Here is a 12,678-nt window from a genome sequence, read left to right on the forward strand (position 1 = left end):
ATTATTTTTATTTTTTGTTTTTAAAAGTATTTCAGTTAATAATTTTTGTATAAAAATATTCTGATTAATGACAAAATATGATATACTATTATTTAGTAATTTTTAATGGAGGGAATTGCATATGACAGATGCAGAACAGAGAGCAGCGGCAAAACAATTTGTCAAAGATTGGAGTGGCAAAGGTTATGAAAAAGGAGAAAGCCAACCGTTTTGGATTGCTTTATTAAGAAATGTATATGGTGTAGAGCAGCCTGAAAAGTTCATTACTTTTGAAGAACAAGTACATCTTGACCATACCAGTTTTATTGATGGCTTTATTTCAGCAACTCATGTTTTAATTGAGCAAAAAGGCTTAGGAAAAAATTTGAACAAACCTATCAAACAATCAGATGGAACATCTTTGACACCATTTCAACAAGCAAAGAGATATTCTGCTGAGCTGCCTTATTCTGAACGTCCTCGTTGGATTGTGACTTGTAATTTTAAGGAATTTTATATCTATGATATGGAGCGTCCGACAGGAGAGCCAGAAATTGTACTTTTGGAAAATTTGGGTACAGAATATTATAGACTGCAATTTTTAGTAGATACAGGTGATGAAAATATTAAAAAAGAAATGGAAATTTCATTACAGGCTGGAGAAATTGTTGGAGCACTTTATGATGCTTTATTGAAAGAATATAAAGACCCTGACGACCCTGAAACGCTTAAAAATTTAAATGCCCTTTGTGTTAGGTTGGTATTTTGTTTGTATGCAGAAGACGCTGGAATTTTTGGCAGTCATAAAATGTTTCACAATTATTTACAGGCTCATGAAAAAGAAGCACGACAATCTCTTATCAATTTATTTAAAATTTTAGATACAGAAACAGATAACAGAGACCCTTATTTAGATGAAGATTTGCTTGCCTTTCCTTATGTAAATGGTGGATTGTTTGCAGACGAAAATATTGTTATACCAAGATTAAATGAAACCATTATTGATTTGATTTTACATAAAGCAAGTGAAAACTTTGACTGGTCAGCAATCAGCCCTACTATTTTTGGTGCAGTATTTGAAAGTACATTAAATCCTGAAACAAGGCGAAAAGGCGGTATGCACTACACCTCCATAGAAAATATACACAAAGTAATAGACCCACTTTTTTTGGACGAACTAAAAGAAGAACTACAAAAAATCAAAGAAATTCAGACTATCAAAACAAGAGAGAAAAAGCTAAGAGAGTTTCAAACAAAGCTGTCAGAGTTGAAATTTCTTGACCCTGCTTGTGGAAGTGGAAACTTTTTGACAGAAACCTATATTTCAATGAGGCGACTTGAAAATGAAACAATAAGCCTTTTGATAGACTGCCAAAAAGGAATTGCAGAGGGGCAGATTATATTAGGTAGTACAAACCCAATTAAAGTATCTATTAGCCAGTTTTATGGCATAGAAATAAATGATTTTGCGGTGACAGTTGCAAAAACTGCATTGTGGATAGCAGAAAGCCAAATGATGAAAGAAACGGAAGATATTGTTCATATGTCGCTTGATTTTCTGCCCTTAAAAAGCTATGCTAATATCACAGAGGGCAACGCATTGCGAATTGACTGGGAAAGTGTTGTACCTAAAAAGGAATTAAATTATATTATGGGTAATCCACCATTTGTAGGGAAAAGTTATCAGTCAAAAACTCAGAAAGATGATATGTCTATTGTTTTTGATAAAATAAAAGGTTATGGAAATTTAGATTTTGTTACTTGTTGGTATAAAAGGGCTTGCGATTTCATGAAAAATACAAATATTGAATGTGCTTTTGTTTCAACAAATTCAATTTGCCAAGGTATAGCTGTTCCGCCACTTTGGAAATATCTTTTTGAACAAGGCATAAAAATAAATTTTGCTTATCGTACTTTTAAATGGAGTAGTGAATCAAGTGAAAAGGCAGCTGTACATTGCATAATTATTGGATTTAGTCATTTTGAAAAAACTGAAAAGGTAATATTTTTAAATAACTCTCAGACTATACAAGCAAAAAATATCAATGCTTATTTGTTAGATTCGTCTAACATTATAATTGAGAATAGATTAAAACCTCTTAATGATGTACCAGAAATGATAGTAGGTTCTTGTCCAACAGATGGAGGAGGTTTTATTTTAACATCTGAAGAATATAAAGAATTTATTAAATGTGAACCAAAATCAGAAAAGTATATAAAAAAATATATTGGTTCAGATGAATTTATCAATAATAAAGTAAGATATTGTTTATGGTTGAAAGATTGTCCACCTAATGAATTATCAAATATGCCTATGGTTTTAAAAAGAGTTCAAGCTGTAAGAGAATTTAGGCTAAAAAGTAAAAAAGAACAAACACGAAAAAGAGCAGAAATTCCCACAAGATTTGCAGAAGATAGATATGTACCATCAATAAGTATTTTTATGCCTATGGTATCATCAGAAAATCGAAAGTATATACCTATTGGTTTCTGTAATCCTGATGTTATAGTAAATAATAAATCTTTGTTCATTCCTAGAGCTAAAATATATCATTTTGGAGTATTAATTTCTAATGTTCATATGGCTTGGATGAGGACAGTATGTGGAAGATTAAAAAGTGATTATAGTTATTCTAACACTATTGTATACAATAATTTCCCTTGGTGCAATCCAACACCAGAACAAAAAGCAAAAATTGAAAAAACTGCACAAGCAATACTTAACGCACGTGCATTATATCCTGATAGCAGTTTAGCAGATTTATATGATGAATTAACTATGCCTCCCGAGCTTCGTAAGGCTCACCAGCAAAACGATAGGGCAGTTATGCAAGCATATGGGTTTTCCGTAAAGGATATGACAGAAAGCAAATGTGTTGCTGAATTGATGAAATTATATCAGTCACTTGTTCAACAAAATAAGTTATAAATACAAAGAAAAGGAGAAAAATGTATATGGACGAAAAGGAAATTTTTGTTGCAGAAATTGCAAAACAATTACCAATTGAAGATATTTATGATGATTTAGCTCATCCAGCATTAAGTACAGTAGGACAAGCATTGCAAGGAGCAACCAGAGTTGCACTATCACCAATTTTTGCAATGGTTTGGGCACATGATAAAATTGCAGGATATTTAAGTGTTGCCCTTCCACAATATTTTGAGGAAAGAAAAATTGCAAAAGAAAAAATAAAATCACCAGATCCAGCAATTGCAGTTCCTTTAATTGAAGCTATGAGATATACTTCTCATAAAGAAGAATTAAGAGAAATGTTTACGAATTTACTTGGTGCCTCAATGAATAGTGACGTTGTGGATGAACATCCTGCTTTTGTTGAAATTATTAAGCAACTGTCTTCTGATGAATGTAAAATGATAAAATATCTACATGAAATTTCCTCTATTCCAAGACAGTATGTACCTATGTTAAAAATTAGACAGAAAATAAATGATGGAGGGGTAGACCTTATGCCCTATTTCAGTGATATATGCTATATTACTGGTTGTCAATATCCTAAAAAATTTCCAGTATATTTAGATAATTTACATAGACTTGGATTGGTTGAAGTATTTTATGATAGATTTCTTATAAATGAAGAATTTTATATAAAATTAAAAGAACATAAAGCTTTTCCACATTTTTTATTTGATGAAGAAGATATTCTTATTGAAAAAAAGGGAATGTATGGTTTAAGTGAATTTGGAGAAAAATTTTGTGCTGTTTGTTTGGGATAAAAATTATTTGAATTGATATAAAAATATGTTGACACCAAATAAAATACCATATATAATAGAAACAAGGAGTGTTTGAGATGTCAAAATGGGATAAACTTTTAAAACGAATTTATTCGTTATCAAAAGATTTTCGCTTTGAAGAATTGTGTAAAGTGTTAGAAAGTTATGGATATCAAATGAATGCTCCAAAAGGTGGCAGCAGTCATTACACATTTAGAAAAGCAGGTTGTCAGCCGATTACTATACCAAAACATGAACCAATTAAAAAAGTTTATGTAGAAATGGTAAAACAAGTTGTAGAAAGTGAGGAGAGAAATCATGAAAACACTAGATGATTATATGCAAATATCTTATCGTATGGAGATAGTAGAAGATAAACAAGAAGGTGGTTTTGTAGTTTCTTTTCCAGAACTTCCAGGCTGTATTACTTGTGGTGAAACAATAGAATCTGCTATAGCAAATGCAATGGATGCAAAAAAAGCATGGCTAGAGGCAGCATTAGAACAAGGCATTGAAATACAACAACCAGATAATTTAAAGGAATACTCAGGACAATTTAAACTGCGTATTCCTCGCAGCCTGCATAAATCCCTTGCAGAACATTCTAAAAAAGAGGGAATTAGCATGAATCAATATTGTGTATATTTGCTTTCTCGCAATGATGCTATGCATATGAAATAAATGATTGTATTTGATTTTTAAGTAATAAGGGAGATTAACAATAAAAAGGAGAGTTGATTTTAGTGGTGCCAAAACGGTGCCAAAAAATATTGCAAATGAAAATATGCTATGCTAAAATAACGATTTTTCAATGTTTTTGATAATAGAAAACATTGAAAATATCATAAAAAACGTTATTCGGATATCGTGAAGGTGGTAGAACAGTAGGTGCTGGTTCTGTTACAGAAGTAATTGAGTAGTCAATAGATAATTTGTGTAAAAACGGAAAAACCCTTGAAAGTTTAGGCTTTCAGGGTTTTTATTTTTTTGTGATTTTTAAATATTGCAATAAAGACAGAAAATAAGATGTAAAATGATTATCACGAAAAATGGTGTGTGGCTCTAATTTGGCTCTATTTTTTATTATTTTTAAATTGTTTTTCTAAATATTCATTTCTCAATTTTGTTCTAGTCATAGAATCTAACTTTGGATACACTTTTTTATTAAGAGAAATTTGAGAATAAGTATCTATTTTTTCTCTTTTCCATATATCATACATTTCCTTACTTGTAAAATAAGATTCAAAGCCATTACGATTTTCTTCAAATGAACTAAGAAGTTCACACATATCAGCATTTCCTGTATGTTCTTTATCATTACCATAAAATTTAATAGCAGTATACCAACGATTTTTATCATCTTCCATATCATTTGGTAAATGGTCATTGATTTCTAATTCAAAGCGTAATTCTTTGATTTCATCTAATTGGAATAATATTGTAGCAACATCTCCCATTGTAGAGATGTTACTTTTTTCTGTAGACAAACCAAAAAGCCAATCTAAAGAAATGTGATATTTTGTTGCTATTGTTAATAGCACATCGGTTGAAGGTGCAACATTTCCATTCTCATAACTGGATAATGTCGACTGTGTGATACCAATGGATTCAGCGAATGTAGTTTGATTGAGTTTTAAACCACTACGTAATAATTTAATACGTTGTCCCATGATTGCAATGTCCATAATAGCCCTCCTTTACTATAATATAGTATAACATTTTAAATAATTATTGACAATATAAATAATAATATAGAAAATATTAGTATAATCATTGACAAAGACAATTTTGTTTGCTATTATATTGATATAACAAATAAATAATTGTTATAAAAATAATAATTGTAAAAGGAGAGATGTGAATGTCGATAACGAAAGATAACAAAACACATACTTGGACAGTACAGTTTTATTACACTGATTGGACGGGAGAAAAAAAGCATAAAAAAAAAGAGGATTTGCCACAAAAAAAGAGGGGCAGGAATGGGAAAGGAGATTTTTAAATAAAGCTCATACTGATATGAATATGAAAGTATCTGATTTTATAGATATTTATTTTGAAGATAAAAAGAGTGAGCTAAAAGAAAGAAGCATCAGAAATAAAAAGTACATGATAAAAGCACATATTGTTCCATACTTCGGAAATAAGGCAATGAATAGTATTACTCCAGCAGATTTGATACAATGGCAAAATACGATGAGAGAAAAAGGATATTCTCAAACTTATTTGAGAATGATTCAAAATCAGATGACAGCATTATTTACCCATGCGTGTAATATTTACAATTTAGTAAGCAATCCTTGCAAAAAAGTAAAGAAAATGGGAAAGTCTGATGCAGATAGATTGGATTTTTGGACAAAAGAAGAATATGACAAATTTATTGCTACAATCGAAAAAGACAGCAGATATTATGTTATATTTGAAATTTTGTTCTGGACAGGTTGCAGAATAGGAGAACTACTTGCTTTAACATTACAAGATATTGATTTTAAAAGCAATCAAATAAATATTAGAAAGACTTATTACAGAATCAATAGAAAAGATGTTATTACAACACCAAAAACAGAACAGTCCATCAGAACAATAGATATTCCAGCATTTTTGGCAGAAGAAATAAAAAGTTATGCAGATAAATTTTATAAACTTCCAGAAAATGAAAGGATGTTCCCTATTGTAGCAGAAGCAATACAACATAAATTAAAAAGACATTGTGTAAAAGCAGGCGTGAAAAGAATTAGATTGCATAGTTTAAGGCAACAAAAAGTCAATAGCAAGGCAAAAATTTTACTATTTTTTTTGTAAGAAATCTTCTATTTTCCATTTCACTTCTATACGATTATCTTGAAAAACATATATTGTATCAATGAAGAAGTCCACTAGCTCTTTGGTTAAAAGAAATGGTACATTTTTTGTTATTTCTTCTATTTGATTTTTCAAAGTATTTCTATTTTGAGAATGTTGCAATTGAAAATCTATTTCTTTCAATTTGTTTTGCATTGGTTCTATTTCTTTTGTAAATTCAAAGTTTGTATTTATAAACTGTTCTTCTGTTAGTTTTCCTTCTATATATTGTTCATAAAGAATTTTCTTTTTTTTGTGATGCAGACTTATTTGTTTTTGCAGTTCTAATTTTTGAGTTGTTTGTATATCAATATTATTTATTTGCTTTGTATCTTTTATAATTTCAATTTGTTTTAAAATCATTTGAAACACAATTTCTTCTACTTCTTTTTCTTCTATTTTTAGATGATAACAAGGAAAAGAAGTATCTACTTCAGAATGTCTACAAAAAAGAATAGGATATTTATGTCTGCTTCTTTGCATAGCATGAGAACAATACCCACAATATATCTTTCCTTTTAGAAAATATTCTCTTTGTTTTGTATCTTTTATTTTAAAATGAAATAACTGTTTTTGTATTTGTTTAAAAACTTCTTTTTCGATAATTGCTTCATGATGATTCGGAATTTTTATCCAATCTTTTTCTTCTCTTTTAGTGCTTTTTTCGCCTAATTCTTTTATAACAGTTTTTCTCATGACATATGTTCCAATATATTGTTCATTTGAAAGTATGTTTTTTATTGTTGTTGCAGACCAAATATAATGACTATACAATGCTATTTTCTGCCTTCTTTTTTCCTTTTTGTATCTTTCAGGTGTTACTATTTTTCTGTTATATAATTCTTTTATGATTTGTGTATAGTTATAACCTTGTAATGCTAATTGAAATATCAATTTTACGGTATTTGCTGCTGGTTCATCAATTTTCAATGTATTATCTTCTTTTTTATAGCCATAACAGCAGTTTTTTTGAATATATTCTCCTTTCTGCATTTTAGAATATTTTGCACTTTTTGATTTTTGTGATAAATCTCTGCTGTAATATTCATTTTTTAAAAATTGTATAGTAACTGGTATGCCTCCGGTGCTATTTTTTGTTTTATCACTGTCGTAATTTTCGTTGATGGAAATAAATCGAACATGATACAAAGGAAAAACTTGTTCTAAAAAATAACCTGTTTGAATGAGATTTCTGCCAAATCTTGAGAAATCTTTTACGATAATACAATTTATTTGATATGCTCTAACAAGTTCCAAAAGTTCTTGCATTGCAGGACGTTCAAAATTTGTACCACTATAACCATTATCTACAAACTCCAATATTTCGCTGTTTTGTATTTCCATATTTTCTGCATATTTTGTCAGTAACAGCCTTTGATGTTCAATGCTGTTACTTTCTACCCTTTTGTCATTTACAGAAAGGCGAATATAAAGGGCAATTGTATAATCACTCAATGTTATTCACCTCTATTTCATTTAATAATTCATCAAAATAAAATATGACATCTACAGCACCATTTGGAGAAACTTCCACTCTTTTAATGAATTTATCGGCAAACTGTTTTGTGATTTCTGAAATTTGTTCTGATTGAAAGACTTCTTTTAATTTCAAAATATTTTCTATTTTTTGGTTGTTATATTGTTGTATTTCTTCTAAACAAGTGGTTTCAGACAACAAATTTTCAATTTCACTTTGATAATTTTCTCTCATCTCCTTATATTCTGATTGTGTGATTACTCCATCAACAAGACTTTCATATAATGTTTGTAAATACAATCTTTTTTCATTCATTTGCATTTCTAATTCAGCTTGTTGTTGTTTCCATAAATTTATTTTTTTCTGCATAAATTGTATTTGCTGTTGTAAGGAATGTTCTTGTTCTAAAAACCAATTTCTTTTTTTATGAAATAGAAAAATGATTTTTTCAAACAAATCTTTTTGTTTTATGAAAACACCCTCACAACTACCTTTTTTAATACGATAATTTGTAATACAACGAAAAAGATATTCTTTTTTGGAATTTCTATAATAATGTAAGTTTCTTTCGCAGCATTGACAAAAAACCTTTCCTTTTAAAATATTTTCTTCATAAGGAACTTTATTTTGAAATTTACTTTTTTTCGCTATTTCAGCACGACATTGCTGTGCTTTTTCAAAAGTTTCTTTTGATATAATTGCTTCATGCGTATTTTTTACAACAATCCAATCTTTTTTATCTGTTCTTACTTGTTTATTTCCAATTTTAGTTGATTTTCCCTGTACCATATCGCCTGTATAAATTTCACTTTTTATAATTTTAGCAATCGTAAATGTATTCCAGTAACCTTGCCCAATTAACTTTTTGCTTGAAATCAACCCTTTCTCTTTACCATAAAAACCAGGTGTTAAAATATTTGCTTCATTTAATAAAATAGCTATCTTATCATAAGAAATTCCTTCCAATACCCACTGAAAAATTTGTTTTACAACATTTGCTGCTTCTTCATCAACAATTAGTTTGTGACAATCATTAGGAGATTTTTTATAACCATAAGGTGCTTTATCTCCTATAAATTTGCCTGCTCTCATATCTCTTGCAGCTTGTTCTCTTATTTTTTTGCTGGTATCTAGTGCATAAGACTCATTTATCATATTCAGCACTGGAAGTAATATATTACCACTGTCTTCTTTTTCTGTATCAAAATTTTCATTTAATGCGATAAAACGTACATGATAAGCTGGAAAATAACTTTGTATGTAATAGCCTGTATCAATATAATTTCTTCCCAAACGGGAAAGGTCTTTTACAATGACACATTTTATTTTACCTGCTTCTATATTTTGTAGCATTTCTTGAAATGCAGGACGTTCAAAGTTTGTACCTGTTTTTCCGTTGTCAATATATGTCTTTACTACTTGAAATTCTGGATTGACTGCTACAAAATTTCTTAGCAGCATTTGTTGATGTTCAATGGAATTTCCTCTATTTTTGTTATCCTCAACAGACAATCGAATATAAAAAGCAGTATTAATTGTAAAATTTGATTTTGAAACAGTAATTTTATTTAAAGTATCATTTTTTCTGCTTTTTCTAGCCATGTCAAATAACCTCCTTTTGAGAATGGAACATTTTTATTGTTTCTTCATATTCCGATTGATAACGGAACGTAATTTCAATTTGTTTTTTTTCAAAAATTTTTACAGATTGTATGAGCTGAATCACTGCATTTCTATCTAATTCTGTAATATTTGAAAATTTCTTAAAATGTTCTATCCATTCTTTTCGGTTGTGCCACAGCTCCTTTTCTAATTTTTCATTTAAAGCAGAAATTTCTTTTTTTACTGTTTCTAACTTTGTTGTATATTCCTCCTTTAACATTCTGTAATCTTGTTTTGGTAAAATTCCCTTAATGTAGTTTTCATATAAGGAAGACTGAAACGTTTTTAATTCTTCTGCTACTTGCTCTTTTTGTACAATTTCATTTCCATATTTTTGTGCAATTTTTTGGTTCATTCTTTCTTTTTCTATGTTGTTGAGTAATTTCTCCAATGAAATCACACTACTGATATGCTTTTTGACACTTTCTAAAACACAAGCAATCAAGTTGTCCTCTTTTATCATATGAGAAGAAGTGCAGCCTTTTTTACCCGTTGGACAATAATAATAAAAATATTTTTTATCTTTGTAAGTAACACTTTTTCTTGTCATGCGATTTCCACAATCGGCACAAATCAGTAAACCTGAAAACAAATATACGCTTTCTTTATGAGGTGCTGTTTTGGTATCCAAAAGAAGAATACTTTGTACTAAATCAAACTCCTGTTTTGAAATGATTGCTTCGTGGGTATTTTTTACATAAATCCATTCTTCTTTTGGCTTTTGAATAATGTTTTTTAATTTGTAATTGTATGTTGTTTTTTTGCCTTGTACCATTGTTCCTGTATAAATTTCATTTTTTAATATTCTTAATACCGCTTTTGCCGACCATTTTGCATTTTCTGTTGCAGCATATCCGCCTTTTGCATAAGCATATCCGTTTTGTTTTTTATACATCACAGGAGAAAGGACACCTTTTTCATTGAGAATATCGGCGATTTTTGCTGCACTCATGCCATCTAATTTCATTTTAAAAATATCTTTGATAATTGGTGCTGTTTGTTCATCAACTACAAGTTGATTTTTATTTTCTTTTGACTTTTGATAGCCATAAGGCGTAAAAGAAGCTACATACAGCCCTTCTTTTCTTTTTTGCTCCAAAACACTTCTGATTTTTTTAGAAATATCTTGACTGTAAGCGTCATTGATAATCGTTTTTAATGAAACATCTAAACCAGTACAGTTTTCTTTTAAAGTATCAATATTGTCATTGATGGCAATAAATCTGACACCAAGTGAGGGTAATATTTGTCGCAAATATTTTCCTGTTTGTATGTAATCTCTGCCAAATCTTGATAAATCTTTTACAATAATGCAATTTACTTTTTCCGCTCTGATGTCCTCCATCATTTCCTGAAATGCTGGTCTGTCGAACAAAACACCTGTATAACCATCGTCCACTTTCTCAGAAACAATTTCAATATCCGAATGTCTTTTTACAAAATCTCTAATGAGAGCCTTTTGATTAGAAATGCTGTTGCTTTCGTTGTCTTTTTCATTGGTGTAGGAAAGTCTTGTATAGCTGATTGCTTTATATTTTGACATAAAAAAATCACTCCTTAAAAATTTACAGACTTCTCCCGTAAATTCAAGAGTGATACCATTTCTCTTTATTCAGTTTATACCTTTTTCCAATGCTAGTATATCACACTTTTTAAAAGAAGTCTACTACAAAATTGATTACAATAATATTCCTTTCAAACAATCCTCCAATGATAAGCCATTCTCTGAAAATTTAGATATGACAACATATTTCCCACATTTAAAACAATAAGGATTTTTAATTTGTCGTACATAATCTTTTATTCTTTCCTCTTTAGGTAAATTTTTGTTGATAACAACATCTCTAATATCTACTAATTTATCTCTGTCAATTATTTTTTGCTTACTTTTCATAATTAAATCGCTCCTCCATTATTTTTATATTTTTTTAATAGAAAAGATAAAACACTTAAAAAATGCCCACTTAAATTAAAAAATGTCCTATCCTTTCTATTAAAATTTCTGTCAGACTGCAACACTACAGTCTGACAGAAATATGCTTTAATGTATTTTAAAAATTTTTTCTTTTGTACTGTATTCTAATATAACAGGATTATATTGCTTGCCCACTCCCCAGTACGGAATATACAAATTGCTTCTAAAAGCTGTCACAAATACCACCGATACGTATATAACACAGTTGACAAGTCTGCACACGATATTCGCAGTATCCCTCATTTACGATGTAAGGTACATAACAGTGACTTTCTAAAATTTATGAAATCGCTCCAATACTTTTTATCCTTTCCTTTTTATTGTATTATCATGGCAAGTTTGCATTCATACTAGAAATCATTTGTATACTGATATGAATAGTTCTCTATTGTTTTTCAAGGTACAGTAAAAAGGTATCACTTGAAACCCTCTTACTATATAGGTAACTTCTTGCCTTTTTTTACCCCCATTTTAAAAAAATTTTTTTAACTTTTTTTCAACACTTACAACGGAATTGATAACACGGCTAACTCCGCACTTTTCCATTTTTGCAATTTCCGTATAGCTGTAACCACAAATGCGGTTTAAGTAAAATCTTCTTTGTTGTGTTTGTGTGCAAGTGCTTACAATTTTTTGGATTTCTTTTAATCGTTCTCTATTGACGCAGTAGTCCTCCAAATTTTCAGCTACTCTTTTCTGATGTACTATGTAATCACTCAATTCTCTATCATCAATATGTTTTCTTCTTTCGTATCTTTGGTGTTCTTGTTCTTTGCTTTCTTCCTGCAAAACTGCATACACTTCTTCTGATACTTCAACAGTAATTATTTTTCCATTACCATCTTTGATTTCAATTTTCATTCTCGTACCCTCCAAATTTTGAATTTTTTCTGAACTCAAATTTGTATAGGTGGAGAACGACAGTGTTTTTTTAATAAAAAAAAAGACAGGTAAAGCATAAAATTTACTTGTCTTTTGTTTTTACTTCTGTTTTTATTAAAGTAAATAT

12 protein-coding genes are annotated in these 12,678 nt (G+C 29.5%); 6 read left to right on the forward strand and 6 right to left on the reverse strand.

Annotated features, from left to right (window positions below; all coding sequences use genetic code 11):
* Positions 1-121 precede the first annotated feature (121 nt).
* The 4 genes from C820_RS06050 (at position 122) to C820_RS06065 (ending at position 4,395) form a co-directional block, all read left to right on the forward strand.
* Positions 122-2,908 carry a DNA methyltransferase gene (locus C820_RS06050; RefSeq protein ID WP_004037223.1) on the forward strand — a complete coding sequence of 929 codons (2,787 nt, stop codon included), beginning with the start codon at positions 122-124 and terminating at the stop codon, positions 2,906-2,908.
* Positions 2,909-2,934: 26 nt separating this feature from the next.
* Positions 2,935-3,714 (forward strand): DUF4393 domain-containing protein, encoded by a 780-nt coding sequence (locus C820_RS06055; protein ID WP_004037221.1) that lies wholly within the window; start codon positions 2,935-2,937, stop codon positions 3,712-3,714.
* Between the two features lie 77 nt (positions 3,715-3,791).
* A complete protein-coding gene (locus C820_RS06060) occupies positions 3,792-4,049 on the forward strand; it encodes a type II toxin-antitoxin system HicA family toxin (RefSeq protein WP_004037219.1) in 258 nt (85 codons plus the stop codon).
* A complete protein-coding gene (locus C820_RS06065; RefSeq protein WP_004037218.1) occupies positions 4,033-4,395 on the forward strand; it encodes a type II toxin-antitoxin system HicB family antitoxin in 363 nt (120 codons plus the stop codon). Before C820_RS06060 ends, C820_RS06065 begins: the two co-directional genes overlap by 17 nt.
* A gap of 392 nt (positions 4,396-4,787) precedes the next feature.
* On the opposite strand, the gene C820_RS06070 is transcribed toward C820_RS06065, so the two are convergent.
* Positions 4,788-5,399, reverse strand: a complete 612-nt coding sequence (locus tag C820_RS06070; protein ID WP_004037217.1) for a helix-turn-helix domain-containing protein — start codon at positions 5,397-5,399, stop codon at positions 4,788-4,790.
* A gap of 176 nt (positions 5,400-5,575) precedes the next feature.
* On the opposite strand from C820_RS06070, the gene C820_RS14650 reads away from it, so the two are divergent.
* Positions 5,576-5,716 carry an Arm DNA-binding domain-containing protein gene (locus C820_RS14650; RefSeq protein WP_004037214.1) on the forward strand — a complete coding sequence of 47 codons (141 nt, stop codon included), beginning with the start codon at positions 5,576-5,578 and terminating at the stop codon, positions 5,714-5,716.
* 17 nt (positions 5,717-5,733) lie between these two features.
* Positions 5,734-6,516, forward strand: a complete 783-nt coding sequence (locus tag C820_RS06075) for a tyrosine-type recombinase/integrase (RefSeq protein ID WP_004037212.1) — start codon at positions 5,734-5,736, stop codon at positions 6,514-6,516.
* Here C820_RS06075 and C820_RS06080 read toward each other — a convergent pair.
* From C820_RS06080 to C820_RS06100, 5 genes are all read right to left on the reverse strand, one after another.
* Complete coding sequence (locus C820_RS06080) at positions 6,502-8,010, reverse strand: recombinase family protein (RefSeq protein ID WP_004037208.1); 1,509 nt, start codon at positions 8,008-8,010, stop codon at positions 6,502-6,504. The genes C820_RS06075 and C820_RS06080 overlap by 15 nt on opposite strands.
* On the reverse strand, positions 8,003-9,634 hold the full coding sequence (locus tag C820_RS06085; RefSeq protein WP_004037206.1) for a recombinase family protein: 1,632 nt from the start codon (positions 9,632-9,634) through the stop codon (positions 8,003-8,005). The genes C820_RS06080 and C820_RS06085 overlap by 8 nt, the downstream gene beginning before the upstream one ends.
* Before the next feature lies 1 nt (position 9,635).
* Positions 9,636-11,237, reverse strand: coding sequence for a recombinase family protein (locus C820_RS06090; protein ID WP_004037205.1), 1,602 nt, complete (start codon positions 11,235-11,237; stop codon positions 9,636-9,638).
* Between the two features lie 135 nt (positions 11,238-11,372).
* The gene (locus C820_RS06095; protein WP_004037204.1) at positions 11,373-11,588 is read right to left on the reverse strand and encodes a DUF6870 family protein; all 216 of its coding nucleotides are present in this window, start codon (positions 11,586-11,588) and stop codon (positions 11,373-11,375) included.
* A gap of 552 nt (positions 11,589-12,140) precedes the next feature.
* The gene (locus C820_RS06100) at positions 12,141-12,530 is read right to left on the reverse strand and encodes a sigma-70 RNA polymerase sigma factor region 4 domain-containing protein (protein WP_004037203.1); all 390 of its coding nucleotides are present in this window, start codon (positions 12,528-12,530) and stop codon (positions 12,141-12,143) included.
* Between the last annotated feature and the right edge of the window lie 148 nt (positions 12,531-12,678).

Origin of the sequence: Clostridium sp. MD294 (assembly GCF_000364165.2) — a bacterium.
GTDB lineage: Bacteria > Bacillota > Clostridia > Lachnospirales > Anaerotignaceae > Coprocola.